Source organism: Roseospira navarrensis, assembly GCF_009601025.1.
Taxonomy (GTDB): Bacteria; Pseudomonadota; Alphaproteobacteria; order Rhodospirillales; family Rhodospirillaceae; genus Rhodospira; species Rhodospira navarrensis.
Genome location: NZ_WIVE01000023.1, coordinates 35,369 through 58,145, shown reverse-complemented (window position 1 = coordinate 58,145; position 22,777 = coordinate 35,369). Strand labels below are relative to the sequence as shown.

The 22,777-nt window shown below is 70.1% G+C and carries 15 protein-coding genes and 1 tRNA gene; 11 read left to right on the top strand and 5 right to left on the bottom strand.

The genetic code is table 11. The features are described 5' to 3' along the window. Nucleotides 1-156: 156 nt before the first annotated feature. Nucleotides 157-233: transfer RNA gene (locus GHC57_RS09060), tRNA-Met, on the bottom strand. Nucleotides 234-412: 179 nt separating this feature from the next. Here GHC57_RS09060 and tldD point away from each other — a divergent pair. Next, the gene (gene tldD, locus GHC57_RS09055) at nt 413-1,849 is read left to right on the top strand and encodes a metalloprotease TldD (RefSeq protein ID WP_153343364.1); all 1,437 of its coding nucleotides are present in this window, start codon (nt 413-415) and stop codon (nt 1,847-1,849) included. 20 nt (nt 1,850-1,869) lie between these two features. Further along, on the top strand, nt 1,870-2,670 hold the full coding sequence (locus GHC57_RS09050) for an enoyl-CoA hydratase-related protein (RefSeq protein ID WP_153343362.1): 801 nt from the start codon (nt 1,870-1,872) through the stop codon (nt 2,668-2,670). Nucleotides 2,671-2,721: 51 nt separating this feature from the next. Here GHC57_RS09050 and GHC57_RS09045 read toward each other — a convergent pair whose 3' ends face one another. Continuing rightward, nucleotides 2,722-3,615 carry a tetratricopeptide repeat protein gene (locus tag GHC57_RS09045; RefSeq protein ID WP_153343360.1) on the bottom strand — a complete coding sequence of 298 codons (894 nt, stop codon included), beginning with the start codon at nt 3,613-3,615 and terminating at the stop codon, nt 2,722-2,724. Between the two features lie 219 nt (nt 3,616-3,834). Here GHC57_RS09045 and GHC57_RS09040 point away from each other — a divergent pair, with 219 nt between their 5' ends. The 8 genes from GHC57_RS09040 (at nt 3,835) to choX (ending at nt 13,122) form a co-directional block, all read left to right on the top strand. Beyond that, nucleotides 3,835-4,320, top strand: a complete 486-nt coding sequence (locus tag GHC57_RS09040; RefSeq protein WP_153343358.1) for a thioesterase family protein — start codon at nt 3,835-3,837, stop codon at nt 4,318-4,320. A gap of 92 nt (nt 4,321-4,412) precedes the next feature. Then, nucleotides 4,413-4,928, top strand: coding sequence for a pentapeptide repeat-containing protein (locus tag GHC57_RS09035; RefSeq protein WP_153343356.1), 516 nt, complete (start codon nt 4,413-4,415; stop codon nt 4,926-4,928). 388 nt (nt 4,929-5,316) lie between these two features. Then, on the top strand, nt 5,317-6,363 hold the full coding sequence (locus GHC57_RS09030; RefSeq protein ID WP_153343354.1) for a GGDEF domain-containing protein: 1,047 nt from the start codon (nt 5,317-5,319) through the stop codon (nt 6,361-6,363). A gap of 62 nt (nt 6,364-6,425) precedes the next feature. Then, a complete protein-coding gene (locus GHC57_RS09025; RefSeq protein WP_246152226.1) occupies nt 6,426-8,273 on the top strand; it encodes a chloride channel protein in 1,848 nt (615 codons plus the stop codon). Nucleotides 8,274-8,340: 67 nt separating this feature from the next. Then, the gene (gene betI, locus GHC57_RS19920) at nt 8,341-8,940 is read left to right on the top strand and encodes a choline-binding transcriptional repressor BetI (RefSeq protein ID WP_153343352.1); all 600 of its coding nucleotides are present in this window, start codon (nt 8,341-8,343) and stop codon (nt 8,938-8,940) included. Continuing rightward, nucleotides 8,937-10,418, top strand: a complete 1,482-nt coding sequence (gene betB / locus GHC57_RS09015; protein ID WP_153343351.1) for a betaine-aldehyde dehydrogenase — start codon at nt 8,937-8,939, stop codon at nt 10,416-10,418. The genes betI and betB overlap by 4 nt, the downstream gene beginning before the upstream one ends. Further along, nucleotides 10,418-12,097 carry a choline dehydrogenase gene (gene betA, locus GHC57_RS09010; RefSeq protein WP_153343349.1) on the top strand — a complete coding sequence of 560 codons (1,680 nt, stop codon included), beginning with the start codon at nt 10,418-10,420 and terminating at the stop codon, nt 12,095-12,097. Before betB ends, betA begins: the two co-directional genes overlap by 1 nt. Before the next feature lie 74 nt (nt 12,098-12,171). After that, nucleotides 12,172-13,122 (top strand): choline ABC transporter substrate-binding protein, encoded by a 951-nt coding sequence (gene choX / locus GHC57_RS09005; RefSeq protein ID WP_153343347.1) that lies wholly within the window; start codon nt 12,172-12,174, stop codon nt 13,120-13,122. Nucleotides 13,123-13,313: 191 nt separating this feature from the next. Here the strand turns inward: choX and GHC57_RS09000 are convergent, their stop codons facing one another. The 3 genes from GHC57_RS09000 to GHC57_RS08990 are packed head-to-tail and all read right to left on the bottom strand — an operon-like array spanning nt 13,314 to nt 18,982. Then, nucleotides 13,314-14,741 (bottom strand): efflux transporter outer membrane subunit, encoded by a 1,428-nt coding sequence (locus GHC57_RS09000; protein ID WP_153343345.1) that lies wholly within the window; start codon nt 14,739-14,741, stop codon nt 13,314-13,316. Continuing rightward, nucleotides 14,738-17,872 carry an efflux RND transporter permease subunit gene (locus GHC57_RS08995; RefSeq protein ID WP_153343344.1) on the bottom strand — a complete coding sequence of 1,045 codons (3,135 nt, stop codon included), beginning with the start codon at nt 17,870-17,872 and terminating at the stop codon, nt 14,738-14,740. Before GHC57_RS08995 ends, GHC57_RS09000 begins: the two co-directional genes overlap by 4 nt. 15 nt (nt 17,873-17,887) lie before the next feature. Beyond that, complete coding sequence (locus GHC57_RS08990) at nt 17,888-18,982, bottom strand: efflux RND transporter periplasmic adaptor subunit (RefSeq protein WP_153343342.1); 1,095 nt, start codon at nt 18,980-18,982, stop codon at nt 17,888-17,890. Between the two features lie 784 nt (nt 18,983-19,766). Between GHC57_RS08990 and GHC57_RS08985 the strand changes: the two genes are divergently transcribed. Continuing rightward, nucleotides 19,767-22,241: an HD domain-containing phosphohydrolase gene (locus GHC57_RS08985; protein WP_246152225.1), complete on the top strand. Its 2,475-nt coding sequence runs from the start codon at nt 19,767-19,769 to the stop codon at nt 22,239-22,241. Nucleotides 22,242-22,777: the final 536 nt, after the last annotated feature.

The window sequence follows — 22,777 nt, the reverse complement described above, 5'->3', positions numbered from 1 at the left end:
AACGTGTCCCGATCCATGCCCGCCTCCCGCGTTCGGTATCCTTCATGATACCAAATCCGGGAATGCATAGCGAACGCTATTTGAGCCAACGAAAAAGACCGCACGACCCAGTTCGCCCGTCCTCGGGGCACCCTGACCGTACGGCCTTTATGCCTATGGTAGCGGAGGAGGGACTTGAACCCCCGACACGCGGATTATGATTCCGCTGCTCTAACCAACTGAGCTACTCCGCCCCGGGAGGACCGGCTTTATAAGGGGGGCTTGTGGCTGCTGTCAAGCGCGTCTGTGCGGGCGTAAGCCGCGCTGTTCCGGGCTGTCGGGCGGGTTTGCGCGGCGGGGGCTTGATCTTACGCGCGGCGGCCGGATCTGTTACCCAGGAGCCCATTGATCCGATCCCAGGAGTAAGACCCCCATGCCCCATGACGCCCAGGTGGATGCCCTGTTCTTCGACCGCGCCGGCCTTGATCGCGCGCGGGTCGGCCGGCTGGTGGACGACGCCCTGTCCGGCTGCGATGACGGGGCGCTGTTCCTGGAATACCGCCAGTCGGAGAGCTACGCCCTCGACGACGGCCGCATCCGCAGCGCCACCTTCGACACCGCTCAGGGCTTCGGCCTGCACGCCGAACAGGGCGAGACGGTCGGCTTCGCCCATGCCACGCTGCTGGACGATGAGGCGATCGCGCGCGCGGCGGAGACCGTGAAGGCGGTCCGCACGGGCGCGGGCGGCACGCTGGCGCTGCCGCCGCAGCGGACGAACCGCCACCTGTACACCGATGACAACCCCATCGACGGCCTGGGCATGGACCGCAAGGTGGCGATCCTGTCGGCCATCGATGCCTATGCCCGCGCCAAGGATCCCCGCATCGCCCAGGTGATGGCGAGCCTGACGGCCTCGTGGCAGGCGGTCTACATCCTGCGCCCCGGCGGCGAGGCGGTGGCGGACATCCGCCCCCTGGTGCGCATGAATGTGGCCGTGGTCACCAAGCAGGGCGAGCGCATGGAAAGCGGCAGCTACGGGTGCGGCGGGCGCATGGGCTACGACTCCTTCGTCACCGAGGAGCGCTGGCAGGCGGCCGTGGACGAGGCCCTGCGGCAGGCCCTGGTCAACCTGGAGAGCATCGACGCCCCCGCCGGCACCATGCCCGTTGTGCTGGGGGCGGGCTGGCCCGGCGTCATGCTGCACGAGGCCGTCGGCCACGGTCTGGAAGGCGACTTCAACCGCAAGAAGACCTCGGCCTTCTGCGGCCGGTTGGGCGAGCGGGTGGCGGCCCCCGGCGTGACCGTGGTGGACGACGGCACCTTGCCGGATCGGCGCGGCTCGCTGTCGGTGGATGACGAGGGCACGCCCAGCGGGCGCACGGTGCTGATCGAGGACGGCATCCTCAAGGGCTACATGCAGGACCGCATGAACGCGCGCCTGATGGGGGTCGCGCCCACCGGCAACGGGCGGCGGGAATCCCATGCCCACCCGGTGCTGCCGCGCATGACCAACACGACCATGGAGGCCGGCGACAAGGACCCGGAGGAGATCATCCGCTCCGTCAAGAAGGGCCTGTATGCCGTCAACTTCGGCGGCGGGCAGGTGGACATCACCTCGGGCAAGTTCGTGTTCTCCGCCTCCGAGGCGTATCTGATCGAGGACGGCAAGGTGGGTCCTGCCGTCAAGGGCGCGACCCTGATCGGCCACGGACCGGAAGCGCTGACCCGGGTCTCCATGATCGGCAACGATCTGGCGCTGGATCCCGGCATCGGCACCTGCGGCAAGGACGGCCAGGGCGTGCCGGTCGGCGTGGGCCAGCCCACATTGCTGCTGGACCAGCTCACCGTCGGCGGCACCAACGCGGCCTAGGCTCGGGGGAGGGCTTCGCGATGCCTGACCGGCCGACCCTGACGGACGCCCGGCTGGAGGTGGCCGGCCGGGTGGCCAGCCTGACCCTGGACCGGGACGACGTGCGCAACGCACTGACCGGCACGGCGCTGATCGACGACATCTGCGCCGTGGCGGACTGGGCCAACCGCGCCGAGGACGTGTCCGTCCTGGTCCTGACTGGGGCGGGCAAGGCGTTCTCCGCCGGCGGCAACATCAAGGACATGGCGGACCGCGCCGGCGACTTCGGCGGCGACGTGGCCACCGTGGCCGACAAGTACCGGCGCGGCATTCAGCGCATTCCGTTGGCGCTGGAGCGGCTTGAGGTGCCGCTGATCGCGGCCATCGACGGGCCGGCCATCGGCGCCGGGTTCGACCTGGCGTGCATGGCGGATATCCGCATCGCATCCACCCGCGCCCGCTTCGGCGAAACCTTCCTGACCCTGGGGATCATCCCCGGGGACGGCGGCGCGTGGCTGCTGCAGCGGCTGGTGGGCTACCAGCGGGCGGCCGAACTGACCCTGACCGGGCGTGTCATCGACGCCGACGAGGCGCTGTCCCTGGGTCTCGTGCTGGAGGTAACCACGCCGGAGGAACTGCCTGACCGGGTGTCCGCGCTGGCCGACCGGATCGCGGCCCAGCCGCCCAAGGCCCTGCGGCTGACCAAGCGACTGCTCAAAACCGCGCGGCGGATGGAGCTGCCGGACTTCCTGGACCTGTGCGCCTGCTTCCAGGGCCAATGCCACAACGAGCCGGAGCACACGGCCGCCGTCGAGGCCATGCTGGCCCGCATGGGGCGCTGACCCATCCCGGTCGCCGCCCTGCTCGCACACGATGAAAGAGAGGGCGTCGGATCACGCCCGCAGCATTGCGGCTTCCCGCTCCGCCTGTTCGCGGCGGGTTTCCAGGCCGGCGTGCCCGAACAACTGGGCGGCGTGCTGCAGCAGCTTGAGCGCCCGCTTGGGCGCGGCCCGCGCCTCCAGCCGGCCGGCCTCCAGCAGGGCTTCGGCCTCGCCGGCGAGATGGCCGCATTCCCCGCTCAGGCGCGCGGACAGGGTGAACGCCTGCCGCGCGTCCTCCAGCGCCCCCATGGCGGCCAGCACGCGGCCGATGGTCATGCGCGTCGTGGCTTCGTCCAGATGGTCGCCGTTCATGGCGTACAGGTCCGCCGCCCGTTCCAGGGCATCGTGCGCCGCATCCAGGCGTCCCGTCTCGCGCAGCACCTCGGCCATCGCGGACAGCGCCGTGGCTTCGTGAAGACCCCGACCGGCCTCGGCGTAGAGGCGGCGGGCGTGGCCCAGGCTTTCCAGCGCGCGGTCGCTGCGGCGCTCATCCAGGTCCAGGCGCCCGATCTGCATGTAGGCGCGGCCCTCCGCGCACAGGTTGCCGGCGCCCTGCGCCCGCTCCAGCGCGGCGTCCGCATGCTTGCGGGCCCGGCGGGTGTTGCCCTCCAGGTGGAAGGCCTCGGACGCCATGACCTCGGCGGCGGCCCGATCGCTGTCGTCGGCGTCGTCCGTGAACAGGGCCAGCGCCTCCAGCAGGGCATCGCGGGCGCGGGCGGTGTGGCCCTGCGCCAGTTCCAGTTCGCCGAGGCGGACCATCGCCGTGGCCTCGCCATCGCGGTCGCCCGCCTTGTGAAAGAAGACCCTGGCCCGACCGAACCCCTCCAAAGCCTGTTGGAATTCCGCCCGCATCACATGCCGTTCGGCTTCAAGCATGATCTGTTCGGCTTGGGGGATCGCAGTCATGGGGGCCCTCCCGCGTGTCCTCGGGGCACACCGTGTCCCGTCTGGTCCGAGTCCGTGCTCGGGGCTGGCGTCGTCGCATCGAACCGCTTTGATGATGACGACTTTCTGACATCACTGTAGAACGGAGGGCACGGCGGAACAACGAAAACCGGGCTGCCGCCCCGGGGCCCGGCGGGGCGCGGGCGGGGTCGGTCCGGCCGGATCGAGGGGCATGGATTGATGGCGTCTCCGCAACCCCTGAGCCTGCATGCCGAGGCGGTGCGGCCCGAGTGGCTGGACTACAACGGGCACATGAACCTCGCCTACTACAGCCTGGTCTGTGACCACGCCACCGATGCGGTCATGGACTGGCTGGACCTGGGGCGGGCCTACCGGGAGCGGACGGGTGGGTCCATCTTCGCCGTCGAGGCCCATTTGAGCTACGACCGCGAACTGATCGCCGGCGACGCCATGCGCGTGGAGAGCCTGCTGCTGGAGGGCGGCGCGCGCAAGCTGCGCCTGTTCCACCGTCTGCTGCACGATCCGAGCGGCGAGCAGGCGGCCACCAACGAGGTCCTGCTGTTGCACGTGGACCTGTCGAGCCGGCGGGTGGTGCCCTGGCCGGACGACGGCCTGGCGCGGATCAAGGCGCTGGAGGCGGCGCATGCGGCCCTGCCGCGTCCGCCCGAGGTCGGCCGCCGTGTGGGGGCGCCGCGATCCCGGTGAACCGCCCGGGCGGGCGGCGCGTACAGCCCCTTCCGTCGTGGCTCGTTTGGTTCTACGGTATCCGCATCATGTGCATCAGAGATTTCAGGGACATGCTGTCACTCAGTGTCCGGAGTTCGGGGCTGCCGCTGCTCGTGCTGGCGGCCCTGGCCGTGTTCGCCGGTCCCGCCGGGGCCGCCTGTACCGATGTGGCGCAGCCCGGCGTGGAATGGCGCCGCTGCTATCACGATGGGCGCAACCTGACCGGGGCCGACCTGTCGGGGGCCACGCTCCGGGACACCTCGTTCCAGCGGGCCAGGCTTGCCGGGGCCAACCTCACCAACGCCAACGGGTTCCGCACCCGCTTCGTCAGCGCCGACATGCAGGGCGCCGACCTGACCGGGGCCGAGATGAGCGAGGCCGATTTCACCAAGGCCGACCTCTCCGGGGCCATCCTGCGCGACGCCGATTTCCGGCGCGCGCGGTTCTTCCGCGCCATCCTGCGCGGGGCCGACCTGACCGGGGCCGACCTTGAGATGGCCGACCTGCTGCACGCCGATCTGTCCGGGGCCACCTGGATCGATGGCGAGCGCGTCTGCGGGGACGGATCCATCGGCCTGTGTGAGTAGAGGGCCCTCCTCGACCGGACAGGGCTGACCAGGGCTCGTCCGTGGAGATGTGGATACCCATTCTGAAAACATCCGCATGACTTCTCACATAAGAGACGGGTTCCTTTGGGTGTGATACATATGGTTGATTGAAATCGACCGAACCCAATCGATCCATGCTTTTCCCCACCTGACGAAATGGTGTAATTGTAGAGCGCACCGGAAACCATGCGGCTTTGATGCGTCCTCGTCTGTTCTCGGGCGCAACGGGGTGGGATCAGGGCAGAGGGGCGCCCTTGGTTGACCTGCGGTGGGCAGGCCGGCAGCGGGTGGTTCGGGCGGATATGCCGCGCCAGGGCCGCCGGGTTCGGGTTCGGGCCTGCCCCGCGACATGGATTAATGACGCGATATGATTGAATATTCTGAGACCATGAGCGAAGCGCAGGAAACTGCGCGCAAGGCCATGGACTCCATGCGGCAATACGGTGTCGTTCCCTCGCCGCAGAACTTCTTGGTGTGGTATTTGCACCATTCCCAGCGCATGCCGGATCTGAGCCGGGAGATTGACCGGCTGATCGCGCTCGGCTCGGATTTCAATCAGGTTCTGGTCCAGACCCTGCACGACCGCTTCATCTCGCAGACCGAGGAGCGCAAGGCGCTCGCCGCGGCGGGCACCCATATCGAGAACACGCTTGAACAGTTGATCGCCATGTTCAACCGGGCCAACAAGGGCACGGAGCATTACGGCCAGACGCTGAAGGGCCTGTCCGACAAGGTGGAAGGCGCGACCGGCGAGACCCTGCATGGCATCGTCGCGACCGTGGTGGCCGAGACGCAGAAGATGATCCGGCTCAACCAAAAGATGGGCACGGAATTGAGCCAGTCGTCGGAGGAAATCAGCAAGCTGCGCCAGGACCTGGACCGGGTCCGCTCGGAAGCGCGGACCGACGGCCTGACCGGCATTTCCAACCGCAAGGTGTTTGATACGGTGCTGCGCGAGGCGACCGAGGCGGCTGTCCGCAACTCCCAGCATCTGTGCCTGATGATGCTCGACATCGATCTGTTCAAGCGCTTCAACGACACCCACGGCCACCAGATGGGCGATCAGATCCTGAAGCTGGTGGCGCGCACCCTGCAGAACTGCGTCCGTTCGGAAGACACCGTGTCGCGCTACGGCGGCGAGGAGTTCGCGGCCATCCTGCCGGCGACGCCCCTGCAGGAAGCCGTTGCGGTGGCCGAGCGGATCCGCATGACCGTCGCCAACAAGCGCATCACCAACCGGCGCTCCGGCAAGGAGCTGGGGCGCATCACGCTGTCGATCGGCGTGGCCGAGTACGCCATCGGGGAATCGGTCAACGATCTGGTCCAGCGCGCCGACCGCGCCCTGTACATGGGCAAGCGCCTGGGGCGCAATCAGGTGGTCTCTCAGGCCGAACTCGACCACGCGCATCGTTGACGCCCGCCGTGGCCGGGTGACAGGCTGACTCGCCCCATCCGCCACCCGGACGCCCCCCTTTCATGCCCAGATCCCGCCCTCCGTCCGCGCCCCGCGTGCACCGTCTCGTCGGGCGGATCACGCGGCTGGTCGTGGCCCGCCTGCTGCGCATGGGGCCACGTGTGCTGGCCAACAACGCCGTGGTCATCACGTCGCTGCTGGCCCTGTGCGTGGGGGTCATGACCGGCGGCGGGATCATCCTGTTCCGCGAGGGCATCGCGGCCATGCATCAGGTCACTTACGGCAGCGATGTGCACTGGCTGGCCAGCACGGCCGAGGCGCTGCCCTGGTGGGCGCTGTTATGGCCGCCGGTCGTTGGCGGTCTGGTGGTCGGGGTGTGGCATCACTGGACCATGCCGACCGGCCGGACGGAGACGGTCTCTCACGTCATCGAGGCGTCGGTGCTGCGCGGCGGGCGCATGCCGCTGGGGCGCGGGCTCGCCTGCATCGTCGGGGCGATGCTCTCGCTCGGCTGCGGCGCCTCCGTCGGGCGTGAGGGCCCGGCGGTGCATCTGGGCGCCACGCTGGGGGCTTGGCTGGCCCAGATCTCGCGGTTCGGTCGGGGGGCGTCGCGCACCCTGCTGGGCTGCGGGGCGGCGGCGGCGGTGGCGGCTTCGTTCAATGCGCCCATCGCCGGCGCGCTGTTCGCGCACGAGGTGGTCGTGGGGCACTACGCGGCCCAGGCGTTCGTGCCCGTGGTGATCGCCAGCTTGACCGGCACGGTGGTGTCGCGGCTGTGGTTCGGGACCGCCCCGGCGTTCTCGCTGCCGGACGACCTGACGCTGGTCAGTTTTCTGGAGTTCCCGGCGTTCGCCCTGCTTGGGGTGATCTGCGGCCTGCTGGCGGCGGCGTTCATGGTCTCGCTGATCGTCACCGACCTGACGGCGCGGCGCTCGGGCGTTCCGGGGTGGCTGCGTCCGGCCCTGGCGGGCCTGGTCCTGGGGGTGATCGCGCTGGAGTTCCCGGAGGTGCTCGGTGTCGGCTACGAGATCACCAACCGCGCGCTGTCGGGCGATCTGGTGCTGGACGCGGCGGTGGCCATCGCGGCCGCGAAGATCGTGGCGACGGTGATCTGTCTGGGCTGGGGTTTCGGCGGCGGCGTGTTCTCGCCCTCGCTGGCCATTGGCGGCATCGTCGGATGCGCCTTCGGCATCGCGGCGACGGCGCTCGGGCCGGTCGGCCTGTCCTCGGGGCACGGCGCCTATGCGGTGGTGGGGATGGGCGCGGTGGCGGCGGCCGTCCTGGGCGCGCCCATCTCCACCTGCCTCATCATCTTCGAGTTGACGGCGAACTACGCGCTGACCGTGGCCGTGATGATGGCCGTGGTGGTGGCCACCACGCTGTCGCGCGGGCTGACCGGGCATACCTCTCTGTTCCATTGGCAACTCGCGCGCCGGGGCCTCGACCTGGACACCGACCGCCGCAGCCAGCTTTTGCGGGAAAAGCGGGTGCGGGACCTGGCCCGCGCCGATCCGCCCACCGTCGCGCCCGACGCGCCGCCGTGGGCGGTGGCGGCCGCGTTCCGGGACCACGGCGGGGAAAAGCTGTTCGTGGTGGACGGCGCGGGCGTGCTGCTGGGGACCATCGCGCTGACCGAGGCGATGGCCGTTCTGATGGATGACGAGGCGCGGACCCGACGCACCGCGCTGGACGTCGCCCTGTCGCGGCCGCCGGTGCTGGCCCAGGCGGAAACCCTTGAAGAGGCCCTGGCCCTGATGGACTCCGTCCAGGAAGCCCAGGTGGCGGTGGTGCGGGATCGGTCCTCCATGGTGCTGGTGGGCGTGGTTCATGAGCGCGACCTGCTGCGGGCCTACGCTGAGGCGCTCGGCCGCCTGCGCGCCGAGGAGCGCGGCGACCCTGACCGGGTGTGACGGCGGGTGCGGATCGGCTCCCATTTTTTGATTGCTTGTTCAAACAAAAAATGGGAGGGTCCCGCCCATGGGACGCCCCAGCCTGAAAGACCAGCGGCGGCTTGATCTGATCCGCGCCTGTATCCAGTCGATCCACGAGGATGGGCCGGAAGCGGCCAGCCTTGCCCGCATCGCGCGCCGTGCCGGCCTGACCGCCGGCATCGTCGGGCACTACTTCGGCGACAAGGCGGAGCTGATCGAGGCCACCATGCGCCACATCGGGCGCGGCCTGGGGGCGGAGACCGCGCGCCGTCTGGCCGAGGCCGCCACCCCGCTGGATCGGTTGCACGCGGTCATCGACGCCAACCTGGGGCCGGAGCAGTTCCGGACCGACACCAGCGCCGTCTGGCTGGCGTTCTGGAGCTGGCTGAATCACAGCCCGCGTCTGGCGCGGCTACAGCGCATCAACAGCGCGCGGCTGCACAGCAATCTAAGGTATCCGCTGCGGGCGCTGCTGCCCGACGATCCCGAGGCCGTGACGCGCATCGCTCTGGGCCTGTCCACGATCATCGACGGCCTGTGGCTCCGCGCCGCGCTCGATCACGGCGGCATCGACCCCGCCGAAACCCGGGCGCTGGCCGTCCATTATCTCCATGCCGCTCTCAAGGAGGCCGAGGCTTCGCCATGACCGACCCGCTTCCCGATCCCCGCCCGCTGGTCATCGGCGGCGCGCTGCGCGACGCCACCTCGGGCGAGACCTTCGAGACCCTTGAACCGTTCTCCGGCGCGGTCATCGCCCGCGTCCAGGTGGCCAGCGCCGCCGATGTGGACGCGGCGGTCGCCGCCGCCGCCGAAGGACAACGCGCCTGGGCCGCCCTGTCCGGGGCGGCGCGGGGGGCCGTTCTGGCCCGCGCGGCCGATCTGATCCGCGCCCGCCGGGACGAGATCGCCCGCCTGGAAAGCCTGGACGGCGGCAAGCCCATTCAGGAGACCCCGGACGCCGACGTGGACTCCGGCGCCGACTGCCTGGCCTATTTCGCCGCGCTGGCGCCCACCATTGGCGGAGAGTCCCAGGATCTCGGGGGGCTTGGGGGCGGCCCCTGGTTCTACACCCGGCGCGAGCCGCTGGGCGTGGTGGGCGGCATCGGGGCCTGGAACTACCCGTTCCAGATCGCCTGCTGGAAGACCGCGCCCGCTCTCGCCGCCGGCAATGCGATGATCTTCAAGCCGGCCGAACAGACGCCCCTGTCGGCCTATATCCTGGCCGAGGTGCTGGCCGAGGCCGGCGTGCCGCCGGGCGTGTTCAACATCGTCCAGGGCGATGCCCGCGTGGGGCGGATGCTGACCGCGCACCCCGGCATCGCCAAGATCTCGTTCACCGGCGAGGTGAACACCGGCAAGGCCGTGATGGCCGACAGCGCCGCCACCCTGAAGACGCTGACCCTGGAACTGGGCGGCAAGTCCCCGCTGCTGGTGTTCGAGGACGCGGACCTGGACGATGCGGTTTCGGCGGCGATCCTGGCCAACTTCTATACCCAGGGGCAGATCTGCACCAACGGCACCCGCGTGTTCGTGCACCGGGACGTGCTGGATGCCTTCCTGTCCCGCCTGCTGCCGCGCGCCGAGGCGATCCGGCTGGGCAATCCCCTGGACCCCGAGACCCAGATGGGGCCGCTGATCTCGCCGGACCATCATGCCTCCGTGCTGGCCCACATCGACCGGGCCGTGGCGGACGGGGCGACCCTGCTGACCGGCGGCGGCCCGCCCACCGATCCGGCGCTGGCCGGCAAGCCGTTCGTCCGCCCGACCGTGTTCCTGGCCCATGACGACGCGCTGCCGCTCTGCCGCGAGGAGATCTTCGGCCCGGTCATGACCGTGCTGCCCTTCGCCGCGGAGGACGAGGCCCTGGCCCGCGCCAACGCCCTGCCGGTCGGACTGGCCGGCGGCGTCATGACCCGCGACCTGACCCGCGCCCACCGCGTGGCGGCCCGCCTGGAGGCCGGGGTCGTATGGATCAACACCTACAACGTCACCCCGATCGAGATGCCCTTCGGCGGCGTCAAGCAGTCCGGCCTGGGGCGCGAGAACGGCCGCGCCGCGCTGGAGCACGTCACCCGGATCAAGAGCGTCTATGTGGAACCCGGACCCGTGGAGGCCCCCTACTGATGGCAACGCCCGACCTGAAACCCAGCTATGACTACATCATCGTGGGGGCCGGCTCGGCGGGGTGCGTGCTGGCCCGCCGCCTGACCGAGGATCCGGATGTCTCCGTGCTGCTGATCGAGGCCGGCAAGCGCGACTGGAGCCTGTACATCCACATGCCCGCGACGTTCGCCTGGCCGCTGAAGACCGACACCTACAACTGGGCGTACAAGACCGAGCCCGAACCCCATGTGAACAACCGCCGCATGTACCAGCCGCGCGGCAAGGTGTGGGGCGGGTCCAGCTCGGTGAACGGCATGGTCTACATCCGGGGCCACGCCCTGGATTATGACCGCTGGGCGGAGGAGACCGGCGATCCGACCTGGGACTATGCCCACTGCCTGCCGTACTTCAAGGCGTGCGAGGACTTCCCGCAGGTCGGCCCGAACCCCTATCACGGGGTGGGCGGCCCGCTGAAAGTGACGCGCGGTACGCGCTGGACGCCGCTCTACGACGCCTTCATCGAGGCCGGCGTGCAGGCGGGCTACCGCCGCACCGACGACCTGAACGGCGAGAGCCAGGAGGGCTTCGGTCCCATGGACATGACGGTCGGCAAGGGCCGCCGGTCCTCGACCGCCGTGGGCTACCTGCGGCCGGCGCTGAAGCGGCCCAATCTGACGTTCGTGGACCGCACCCTTGTGGGGCGCGTCACGATGGAGAACGGCCGCGCCACCGGCGTGGTGCTCAAGGGACCGTCGGGCGAGCACGCGCCGCGCGCCGAACGCGAGGTGATCCTGTCCGGCGGGGCCTTCAACTCGCCGCATCTGCTGATGCTGTCGGGCATCGGCGATCCCGACGACCTGCGCGGCCACGGCATCGACGCGGTGGCGCCGCTGAAGGGTGTGGGGGCCAACCTGCAGGACCACCCCGAGGTCTATGTTCAGTACAAGTGCAAGACCAAACAGACGCTCTACGGCGTGCTCAAGCCCTGGAACCAAGCGTCCATCGGCCTGGAGTGGCTGACCAAGGGCACCGGCCCGGGGGCGACCAACCACTTCGAGGCCGGCGGCTTCATCCGCTCCGAACCCGGCGTGAAACACCCGAACCTGCAATACCACTTCCTGCCGGTGGCGGCCGCCTATGACGGCAGCGGCATGCAGTCCGTCCACGGCTATCAGGCCCACATCGGCCCGATGCGGCCGGAAAGCCGGGGCTGGGTCAAGCTGCGCTCCGCCGATCCCCGCGACAAGGCCCGGGTGCTGTTCAACTACTTCTCGACCGAGCGCGACCGCCGCGAGATGCGCGAATCCATCAAGCTGACGCGCGAGATCATGAACCAGTCCGCGTTCGCGCCCTTCAACGACGGCGAACTGGCGCCGGGGCCGGATGTGCGGACGGACGCCGAGATCGATGCGTGGGTGCGCGATCTTGTGGAAAGCGCGTATCATCCCTCCTGCACCTGCGCCATGGGGCCGGAGAGCGACCCGATGGCGGTCGTCTCCCCAGAGGGACGGGTGCACGGCGTGGACGGCTTGCGGGTCGTCGATGCCTCCATCATGCCCAGCGTCGTCTCGGGCAACCTGAACGCACCGACGATCATGCTGGCGGAGAAGCTGGCCGACGTGATCCGGGGCCGGGATCCGCTGCCGCCGCAGGCCGCGCCGGTCTCGCTGGTCGAGGGCTGGGAGACCCGGCAACGGTAACCGGCCGGGAGAACCGGCCGGCATCGCGACGCCGGCCCATCACGAAACATCGACGAACCAAGAGGGAGACAGCCATGACCCCCATCAGGACCACTCTTGCCGGCGCGGCCGCGCTGGGCGCGATGGCCGCCACCCCGGCGCTGGCCGAGGTGTCCGAGTCCTGCCGGTCCGTGAGTCTGGCCGAAGTGGGTTGGACCGACATCCAGGCCACCACGGGCGTGGCGACGACGGTGCTCGATGCGCTCGGCTACAGCACGGACGTGAACGTGACGAGCGTGCCGATCACCTTCGTCGGCCTGGAACAGGGCGACATCGACGTGTTCCTGGGCCTTTGGATGCCCTCCATGGCCGGCATGGTGACCGAGCGCCTGGAGAACGGCAGCGTCGAGCAGATCCGCGCCAACCTGCAAGGCGCGAAGTACACCCTGGTGGTGCCCCAGTACGCGGCCGATGCGGGGGTCACCGATATGGCCGACCTGGACGCCCACAAGGACAAGTTCGGCGGCAAGATCTACGGCATCGAGTCCGGCAACGACGGCAACCTGCTGATCCAGGACATGATCGACGCCGATGCCTTCGGCCTGGGCGACTGGGATCTGGTGGAAAGCTCCGAGGCCGGCATGCTGCTGCAGGCGGCCGGGGCGTTCGAGTCCGGCGAGTGGATCGCCTTCCTGGGCTGGGCGCCGCACCCGATGAACACCAAGATGGATCTGGTCTACCTGACCGGCGGCGACGATTACTTCGGGCCCAACCAGGGCGGCGCGACCGTGTACACGCTGACCCGCGCCGGGCTGTCGGAGGACTGCCCCAATCTGGGGTCCTTCCTGAACAACCTGGAATTCTCCGTCGAGATGGAGAACATCCTCATGGCCGCCATTCTGGACCACGGGGAATCCGCCGGGTCCGCCGCCACCAAGTTCCTGAAGGCCAACCCGGGCCTGCTGGATGCGTGGCTGGACGGCGTGACAACCGTCGAGGGCGAACCCGGCCTGCCGGCGGTCAAGGCCGAACTCGGGGTGGAGTGATCCCGACCCATCCGACCGGCCATGCAAGCGAGGGGCGTCCCGACGGGGCGCCCCTTCGCCGTTGTGAGGCGGGTCTGTCTTCGAGCCACAAGGCCGGGCGGGCGTTGGACTCCCGCCAGGACCCCGTTCATCCCTTTCGCATGGAGAAACGGTCCGGACGGGGCTGCAACCCCGTCCGTGCGGCGTGAGGATCACACCCCGCCGCCGCTCGCGCCGTCGCCGCCCTCGGAGACGGGCGCGCCGGCCGCCGCGTACAGGTCGGCGATGGCCCGGGCCACGTCGGTTTCGGCATCCAATAGCGCCTGACGGGTGTCGAGCAGGGTCCGTTCGGCATCCAGCACGTCCAGGAACCCCACCAGCCCCTGCGCATACAGGTCGCGGGCCTGCGCCACGGCGGCTTCGCTGGCGGCGGCGGCGGCCCGCAGATCGGCCGCGCGCTCGCGGGCGGCTTCGAGCGCGGCCAGGGCGGTTTCCACCTCCGCCACCGCATCCAGCAGGGTGGCCCGGTAGACGATCAGCGCCTCCTGGGCGCGGGCCTCGGCGGCGGCGATCTCCGCCCGCCGGGCACCGCCGTCGAACAGCGGAATGTCCAGGCTCGCGGCCAGGGTGCCGATCACCGAGCGCACCACGTCGCCGGTCCCGAGCCCGGCCGTGGACAGGCTGAGCGTGCCCGGCAGGGACAGGCGGGGATAGAGCGCGGCCTCCGCCACCCCGATCGCGGCGGTCGCGCGCGCAAGGTCCGCCTCGGCCGCCCGCACGTCCGGCCGGGCCCGCAGCAGGTCGCGCGGCAGCCCGATGTCCGGCCCACCCGCGAAGGCGGGCAGGGCGGCGGGTGCCGTTTCCGCCGCGTTGACCGTCTGCATGCCGCCCGTCAGCACGCCCAGCGCCGCCGTGGCCTCCGCCATGCCGGCCCGCAGCGGGCCGCGCCGCGCCCGGGTCGAGGCCACCTGTGCTTCGGCGCGGCTGACATCCAGGGCGGCGGCGAGCCCGGCGGCGTAGCGCCGCCGCACCAGCCCCAGCGTTTGGGCCTGCAGGTCCATCGAGGCCGTGACAAGGTCCAGGCTGGCCCGGTCGCGGGCGAGATCCAGATAGCGGCGCACCACGTCGGCGGCGACCTGTCGGCGCAGGTCGTCGCGCAGCAGGGCGCGGCGGCGGGCTTCGGCCTCGGCCGCCTCGACGGCGCGGCGCTGGCCGCCGAACAGGTCCGGCGTCCAGCCGAAGGACAGCCCGGCGTCGGCCGACCCGGAGAGGGTGTCTTCGTCCCGTGACGGATCGCGGGCCAGCGCGGCGTCGGCCCCGGCGCCGGCGTTGGCATCCAGCGAGGGAGACAGGGCGGCGTCTTCGGCCCCGACCTGGGCGCGGGCCTCCTTCAGGCGGGCGCGGGCGGCGGCGATATCCAGGTTGCCGGCGAGCGCCCGAGCCACGAGCGCGTTCAGGGCCGGATCGCCGAAGCCGCGCCACCAGCGGGCATGGTCCGCCGCCCCCGCCGGCAGGGCGAGCGGGGTCCGGTAGGCCGCCGGGGTCTCCAGCGCGGGGGCCTCGTAGTCCGGCCCGACGGTGGCGAGGCAGCCGGTCAGCAGCAGGGCGGCGGGCAGGGTGAGCCAGGGGGTGGGTCTCATTCGGGCCGGACCTCCTCGCCGCGATCGGGGATGGTGGCGGCGTGGGCCAGCTCGGTCTCCAGGCGCGCGCCCTCGGCCGCGCGGGGCTTCACCAGCCGGGCGAGGCCCAGATAGGCGAGCGGCGTCAGGTACAACGTGATGACCGCCGCCAGTCCCAGGCCGCCGAACACCACCCAGCCGATGGCGCTACGGGCCTCGGCCCCCGGGCCGGTGCTCAGGATCAAGGGCAGCCCGCCCAGCACGGTGGACACCATGGTCATGACGATGGGCCGCAGCCGCACCGACGCCGCCGTGGTTACCGCGTCGCGCACCGACAGGCCCCGGTCGCGCAACTGGTCGGCGAACTCCACCAGCAGGATGCCGTTCTTGGCCATCAGGCCGATGAGCATGACGAACCCGATCTGGGAATAGATGTTGAGCGAGGTGCCGGTCAGGGACAGGGCCATGACGGCGGCGGCGAGCCCGAACGGCACCGTGGTCATGACCACCAGGGCGGAGACGACGCTCTCGAACTGGGCCGACAGCACCAGGAACACGACCAGCAGGGCCAGGGCATAGGTCAGGGCGACATCGCGGCCGGTCTCCTCCAGCGCCTCCGCCTCGCCCACGGGAATCAGTTCCACGTCGGCGGGCAGCACGTCGTCCGCCAGGGCGCGGATCTCGGCCAGCGCATCGGCGAGGGGAACGCCCGGCGCAATCGCGGCATCCATGTCGATGGAGCGGCGCTGTCCGCGTCGGTCCAGCTCGGCCGGCACGCCCTCTTCCCGCAGGTCGATCAGGCCGGACAGGGGGATCAGGGCGCCGCTCTCGGCGCGCACATGCAGGTTGGCGAGATCGCCCGGGTCGTTAATGGCCCCCGTGCGGGACTCCAGCACGATGGGGATCGACTCGTCGTTCAGGCTCAGATCGGCGATGGTGGTGCCGTCGATCATGGCGCGCAGGGTGTCGGCCAGCGCATCGAGGGGGATGCCCAGGTCGGAGGCGGCCCGTCGGTCGAGCCGGATCGACAGTTCGGGCTGGGTCGGCTGGTAGGAGATGTCCGGGTCCGACAGCGTCTCGGCCCGATCCTCGATGGCGGCGGCGAGCGCCTTCGCGGCCTCGTACAGGTCGCCGTAGTCGTTGCCGATCAGGGCCACGTCCAGACCGCCGCGCTGGCCGCGCAGGCCCAGCGAGTTGGACCCGAAGACTCCGGCCCGCACGCCGGTCAGGTCGGACAGCGGCCCCCGCAGGTCGCTCATGATGGCCTGCTGGCTGCGGGTGCGCTCCGACCAGGGGGCGAGGGGGGCGATCACGAACACTCTGTTCGGGTCCCAGCGGCCCACGATGGTCAGGGCGTCGCGGATCTCGCCGGACTCGATGAACGGGGCCAGGATGGCCTCGATCCGGTCCGCCTGCCGGGCGGTATAGGACAGGTTGGCTCCGTCCGGCCCGCTGGCGGAGATGAACAGCACGCCCCGGTCTTCGGTGGGCATCAACCGGCGGTCCAGGTCCTGGTAGAGCACCCAGCCCAGCCCCCCGAACACCGCCACCAGCGCGAGAACGGGCAGGGGGGCGGCCAGCACCCAGCCCAGGGTGCGCTCGTACAGGTGGGCCAAGGCGCGGCCCGGCCGCGCCAGCAGGCGGCGACCCTGGCCGGGTTTGGCGTCCGGCAGGCGGGCGGCCAGCGCGGGCACCAGCGACAGCGCCACGAACGACGAGATGGCGACCGCGATGGCGAGGACGTAGCCGAACTCCTCGAATAGCCGGCCGGTCATGCCGGGCAGGAACGAGATCGGCACGAACACGGACACCAGCGTGGCCGTCGTCGCCACCACGGCGAAGAACACCTGACGCGTGCCCAGCACGGCGGCGGCGCGCCGGCCCAGCCCCTGGGCCTTGCGGCGCTGCACGTTCTCCAGCACGACAATGGAATCGTCCACGATCATCCCGGTCGCCAGCACCAGCGCGAGCAGGGTCAGGATGTTGATGGAGAACCCCAGCAGCCAGATGGCCGAGACCGTGCCCACCAGCGCGATGGGGATGCTGACGGCCGGGATCAGGGTGGTCCGGAACGAGCCCATGAACACCCACAACGTCAGGACCACGATGGCCACGGCCAGGGCGAGGGTCGTCAGCACCTCCCGCACCGAGCCCTTGATGAACACCGCGTCGTCCGACGTCACCTGGATCGATACGGTGTCCATGCGGGCGTTCAGCCGCTCCACCGCCGCCCGCACCCCGTCCGAAATGGCGATGGTGTTGGACCGGGCCTGCCGGATGATGCCCAGGCCGATCACCTGCCGGCCGTTGAGCCGGAAGACGCTGGTGGCTTCCTCCGGCCCGAACCACACCTCGGCCACATTGCCGACGCGCACGCCGTCCCGGATGACCAGGGCTTCGATGTCGCCGGGACTCGTCACCCGGGCGTCGGCGCGCACGATCAGGTCCATGTCGGCGGACCTGAAGCTGCCGGCGGGCACATCCAGGGGGGCCGTGCGCAGCACCGCCGCCACATCGGTGACGGACAGGCCGTGCGCGGCCAGCCGCAGGGGATCGACCACCACGCGCAATTCGCGCGCCCGGTCGCCGTAGACGGACACGTCCGCCACCCCCGGCACGGACACCAGGGCGGGCACCACATCGGTTTCGACCACGCGGGTCAGCGCCGCTTCGCCCAACATGTCGCTGGACACGGCGAGCCGCAGGACCGGCTGCGCGTCGGCATCGGCCTTGACCACCGTGACGCGCTCCACGCCCTCCGGCACCTGGCGCTCCACCCGGCTGACGGCCTCCCGGACGTCGGCGGCGGCCGCCTCCAGATCCGCCCCGGGTTGGAACTCGGCGCGGATGCGGAAGTTGCCCTCCTCGCTGGAGGAGCGCAGGGCGCGCAGCCCGGACACCCGGGCCACTGCGGCCTCGACCACCGAGGTCACCTCGGCGTCCATGGTCTCCGGCGCGGCGCCGGGGAACTCGCCGTTGACCGAGACGATGGGCCGGTCCACGTCGGGCAGTTCCCGGACCTCCACGCCCAGGATGGCGGCGATCCCGGCCACGGCGATGAGCAGGTTGAGCACCAGCACCAGCAGCGGGCGGCGGATCGCCAGCGAGGGCAGGTCGGCGCGGGTGGCGGCAGCGTCCGGGGGCGGGGTCATGGCGGGCGTCCGGCGCTAGCTGCCGGGAGCGGCGGCGGCCGCCCGTGGCGGGTCGGCCAGGGTGACGGCGATGCCGGGGCGCATGCGCTGGATGCCCTCGACCACCACCGGCTCGCCGTCCTCCAGATTGCCTTCGACCAGGGTCACCCCCTCCTGGCGCTGCACGATGCGGACCGGCTCCCGGTCCGCCGTGCCGCCGCGCACCACCCAGACGAAGGGGCCTTCGGCGCCCCATTGCACGGCGATTTCCGGCACGCGGGGGCGGGCGGGCCCGGTCAGGTCCAGGGCGACGGCGAAGCTCATGCCCGGCCGCAGGCGGTCGTCCGCGTTGCCGACCCGGGCGCGCAGGGGAACCGTGCGGGTGGCCGGATCCACGCGGCTGCCGATGTCCACCAGCCGGCCGGTCAGGGGCGTCTTGTCGGGACCCCACGGCGTGACTTCCACCGGCTGGTCCACCGAGACCCGGCCCAGCACCGTTTCCGGCAGGGTGAAGCGCACCAGCAGGGCGCGGCGGTCGTCCAGGGTGGTGATGGGTTGGTCCGGGGTCACGCGGTCGCCCACGTCCACGTCGGACAGGCCCACATGCCCGACGAAGGGCGCGGTCACGGTCCGGTCGGCAAGGGCCACCTCGGCTTCGCGCCGGGCGATGCGGGCGGCCTCCAGGGCGGTCCGGGCCTCGTCCACGGTGGAGTCCGGCACGGCGCCCCGTCCCGCCGTCTGGTAGCGCTTCAGCAGGGTCTCGGCTTCGTCCACGCGGGCTTCGGCCAGGTCGAGCGCCAGCCGCTCCCGCCGCGCGTCCAGCTCCAGCAGGACGTCGCCGGCCGCCACGTGCTGGTCGGCCCGGAAGCGCAGGGCCACGACCTCGCCCGCCGCCGCCGGATGCAGGGTGGCCGAGCGGATCGCGGCGCCGGTGCCCACGGCGTCCAGGCGCGTGGTCTCGGGCGCGAGCACCACCGGCTCGACCACCACGCGGGGGCCGGCCGCCGCCCGCCCCATGCCGGACGGGCGGCCGTCGCCGCCAGCCGTTCCCGAGGGACCGGCGGTCTGGTAGGCGAGGGCGGCGCCGCCCAGAACAGCGGCGGCCACGACGGCTTGCAACGCGATGTGCATTCCTCAGGTCCCAATCCCCAGGTCCCGATATGATTCGGCCCGGTCCCGGTGAGGTGTCTGCGGGCCGGGCGACAGGAGCGGTGTGACGCCCGGAGGACCCTGCGGCGTGATGGCGGGACGACCTGCCGCATCGGTGTCTCGTCCCTGAAAGATAGGGGGTCGATCCGGTCGGGTCGAGGGCCGGACCATCGACCGCCTCTCGCACGATATTGTAGTATTCGCAAGACAAACATCGGCACGGATGAGGTGTCGCTTCAAAAACCGCCGCATCCAGGCGTCCCTGGGGTGGAATTCATCCGGCTTCGTGGCATTGTATGGGCGCATGGTCCCAGGTGTTTGGCGGCGCGGGTTGGCGCGATGATGACGGCGGGTCGGCGCGTCGGCCGGGGTCGTTTTTGTGGGGTTCGACGACGGTCTGGAACACCGCCCGTGCCGCCCTGTCCGCCCCTGCGATGCCGCGGCAAAGCATGCCGTGGCACGCGGTCCCCGCCGGTCCAGGCGAGACGGACGGGATGAAATCTGACCGGCACGGTGTCTTGCGAAGCGCCGCGTTCGTCCGTCCGGTTTGCTTATGCCTTTGTTTACGGGTTCGGTTTACGACCACTGCGGGCCTCGGGAGAGGGGATACCGGCGGCGCATACCTGACCAGGACGGTGGGCCGATTCGCCGGGCGTTCCCGACCTGGAGCATATGGACCAACGGGTCGGGTCAACCGCCCGGTTCCGATCCGCGAAAACACGATGATGACCGCCAACAGCACAGCCCTCCCACGCGAGGCCCGTTCATGACCGTGACCGATCACACCGCGAAGGACCCCTACCCGGGCGCGATCGGCGAGGATGAGTCGGGCCGGCGCGGGCGGTCTCTCCGGTTCAAGCTTCTGGCGAGAATCGTCCCCGTTCTGTTCCTGGTCCTCCTGTCCCTGTTCGCGGTGCTGGAGTGGCGGACGTACCAGGAGGCGAACGAAGACCTGCGCCAGCGCCTTGACACGTTGGTGAAAACCGCGGCCCCGGTCCTGGCCAGTCCGCTCTGGCACTACGATGACGCGCAAGTCAACCTGCTGGTCCGCGCCATGGGGCAGCATCCGGACATGCTGGCCATGCGGGTGCTGGGATCCCATCAGGAGACATGGACGGCGATTGGCGATGTGGACGGGCTCGACCCAGCGGACCCGCTGTATCGGGCCGTGCCCATCCTGTTCAAGCATCGGGGGACGTTCTCCGATATCGGAACGCTTCAGGTCGTGTTCGATGATCGCCGGGTGATCGAGGCCGTGCAGCGCGCCTTCGTGACGGACCTCATCAGCACCATGGTCAGCCTGCTGGCGCTCATCATCCTGGTGGAGATCACGACCCGACGTCTGATCTTCGCGCCGCTGGAGCGCCTGCACCGGGCGATGGTGATGACCTTCGGACCCGGCAAGATCCGGTTCGTGCCGCAGACCTCCGATGACGAACTCGGCGAGCTCACGAGCGCCTTCAATGCGATGGAAATGCGCCGGGTGGCCCTGGAGCGGGTGCGCACACGCCTGATCGACCTCGGCATCCGCATGGGCGCGGAGCGCAATCCCGAACAGCTTCTGGAAACCATCCTGAACGCGGCGACCGAGCTTTGCCACGCGGACGGCGGGACGCTCCACCTGCTGGATGAGGAAAAAGACCGCCTGGAGTTCGCCGTCCTGAGCATCAACAGTCTGGGCGTCCGGCTCGATCGGTTCGACGACAACGCATCGCTGTTCCCATCGCTGCCGTTGCATCATCCGGACGGCGCGCCCAATCACGGCAAGCTGTCCTGCCACGTCGCTTTGACGGGTGCGGTCGTCAGTCTGGAAGATGCCTACGACGTCAAGGCCTTCGAGTTCCGGAACACGCGCGCGTTTGACGCGGCCTACGGCTATCGCACCAAGTCCGTCGTGGTCCTGCCCCTGCGCAATCGAAGGGGGGATGTCATCGGTGTCCTGAAGCTCATCAACGCCCGGGACTCGCAGACCGGCCAGGCCGTCCCCTTCCATTCGGACGACATTTCCATCGCCGAATCACTCTCGGCCCAGGCCGGGATCGCGCTGGAAAACCAGATGCTGCTGGATGCGCAGCGGCGGCTATTGAACTCGTTCATCGAGGTGATCGCCAGCGCCATCGACGCCAAGTCGCCCTACACCGGCGGGCACTGCTCGCGCGTTCCGGAACTCACCCGGATGCTCACCGAGGCGGCCTGTGCCGATACCGATCGGTTCGGGGATTTCGACCTGACCGAGGACGAGTGGTACGAACTGCACATCGCAAGCTGGCTGCACGACTGCGGCAAGGTCACCAGCCCGGAATACGTGGTGGACAAGGCCACCAAGCTGGAAACCATCTACAACCGCATTCACGAGATCCGGACCCGCTTCGAGGTGCTGTGGCGGGATGCCGAGATCGCCGAATGCCGCGCGCTGCTGGCCGGGGCCGATCCGGCGGCGGCGGCCGCGACCCGGGAGCGGACCCAGGCCGACCTGTTGGAAGAGTTCGCTTTCGTCGCCGCCTGCAACGTGGGCAGCGAGTTCCTCGACGACGCGAGCATCGAGCGCCTGCGGCGGATCGGCGCGCGTCCGTGGACGCGCCATTTCGACGACCGGCTGGGGTTGTCCCACGGCGAGTCCGACCGCATCGATGGGATTCCCGGCCGGCCGCTACCCGCCGAGGAACGGCTGCTGGACGACAAGCCGGAACACATCGTGCCCTGGCCCAACAACACGCCGCCGATCCGCGAGAACGATCCGCGCGGCTTCACGCTGATCGCGCCGGAGGTCCAGTTCAATTATGGCGAGTTGCACAATCTATCGGTCCGGCGCGGCACGCTGACCGAAGAGGAGCGGTTCCGCGTCAACGACCACATCGTGCAGACCATCATCATGCTGGAAAGCCTGCCGCTGCCCCGTCATCTGCGGCGGGTGCCGGAATACGCCGGCGGCCATCACGAAAAGATGGACGGCACCGGCTATCCAAGGGGCCTCAAGGCCGGCACCATGTCGATCCCGGCGCGGATCATGGCCATCGCGGACGTGTTCGAGGCCCTGACCGCCGCCGACCGACCCTACAAGAAGCCCAAGACCGTCTCGGAGGCGCTGGCCATCATGCAGACCATGCGCGACGAGAACCACATCGACCCCGACCTGTTCGACCTGTTCCTGCGCTCGGGCGTCTGGCGGGACTACGCTGATCGGTTCCTGCTGCCGCACCAGGTCGACATCATGACCGAGGCCCGCGCCGAGTCTCGCTAGCGGGGCGCCGGTTCAGGACCGGGGCGGCGCGGGGGTGGGCCGGGGGCGCGCTTGATGCGCGCGGCAAGACCGACCCGAGGTCTGAGCGCACATCGGACCGCTTTTTTGGGTCATCAAGGATTTCCGGGGCACCGGAGGGTTCAGCACGGCGAGATGTTCCGCGCGGTCCTGGCACTCTCTCTGGCATTGCGTGTCAAGCCCTAACCCCCTCCCGTCCTCCCCCATGAATGGGGGAGGACTCCCGGTCCACCACACGCCTGCCGGACTCCCTCCCCATGGAATGGGGAGGGTTGGGGAGGGTTGGGGAGGGTGGGGAGGGGTTGTCTCGGGTGGTCGCGACGGTCAGCAACCACCCGCCCCCGGTTTTCCGTGAAGACCTTTTTTTCGCGAAGACCGCCCCCTTCTGATTCGTGGGATGGACTGAACCCGCCTTTGTGGCATGGTAACCTGAGGCGAGCCCAAAGGACGCAGGGCCGTGCGTGGCTGAGGACGTGATGCGATGCCGACCGGATGTCAGGCTTCCGCTGACCGCTCAC

What these genes read in the sequence shown, in the direction of transcription:
- betI (WP_153343352.1), top strand. Translation starts at nt 8,341, where the DNA reads ATGGGACGCCCCAGCCTGAAAGACCAGCGGCGGCTTGATCTGATCCGC.
- GHC57_RS09040 (WP_153343358.1), top strand. Translation starts at nt 3,835, where the DNA reads ATGGCGTCTCCGCAACCCCTGAGCCTGCATGCCGAGGCGGTGCGGCCC.
- GHC57_RS09025 (WP_246152226.1), top strand. Translation starts at nt 6,426, where the DNA reads ATGCCCAGATCCCGCCCTCCGTCCGCGCCCCGCGTGCACCGTCTCGTC.
- GHC57_RS08995 (WP_153343344.1), bottom strand. Translation starts at nt 17,872, where the DNA reads ATGACCCCGCCCCCGGACGCTGCCGCCACCCGCGCCGACCTGCCCTCG.
- GHC57_RS09035 (WP_153343356.1), top strand. Translation starts at nt 4,413, where the DNA reads ATGCTGTCACTCAGTGTCCGGAGTTCGGGGCTGCCGCTGCTCGTGCTG.
- choX (WP_153343347.1), top strand. Translation starts at nt 12,172, where the DNA reads ATGACCCCCATCAGGACCACTCTTGCCGGCGCGGCCGCGCTGGGCGCG.
- GHC57_RS09030 (WP_153343354.1), top strand. Translation starts at nt 5,317, where the DNA reads ATGATTGAATATTCTGAGACCATGAGCGAAGCGCAGGAAACTGCGCGC.
- GHC57_RS09045 (WP_153343360.1), bottom strand. Translation starts at nt 3,615, where the DNA reads ATGACTGCGATCCCCCAAGCCGAACAGATCATGCTTGAAGCCGAACGG.
- GHC57_RS08990 (WP_153343342.1), bottom strand. Translation starts at nt 18,982, where the DNA reads ATGCACATCGCGTTGCAAGCCGTCGTGGCCGCCGCTGTTCTGGGCGGC.
- GHC57_RS09050 (WP_153343362.1), top strand. Translation starts at nt 1,870, where the DNA reads ATGCCTGACCGGCCGACCCTGACGGACGCCCGGCTGGAGGTGGCCGGC.
- betA (WP_153343349.1), top strand. Translation starts at nt 10,418, where the DNA reads ATGGCAACGCCCGACCTGAAACCCAGCTATGACTACATCATCGTGGGG.
- GHC57_RS08985 (WP_246152225.1), top strand. Translation starts at nt 19,767, where the DNA reads ATGACCGTGACCGATCACACCGCGAAGGACCCCTACCCGGGCGCGATC.
- tldD (WP_153343364.1), top strand. Translation starts at nt 413, where the DNA reads ATGCCCCATGACGCCCAGGTGGATGCCCTGTTCTTCGACCGCGCCGGC.
- betB (WP_153343351.1), top strand. Translation starts at nt 8,937, where the DNA reads ATGACCGACCCGCTTCCCGATCCCCGCCCGCTGGTCATCGGCGGCGCG.
- GHC57_RS09000 (WP_153343345.1), bottom strand. Translation starts at nt 14,741, where the DNA reads ATGAGACCCACCCCCTGGCTCACCCTGCCCGCCGCCCTGCTGCTGACC.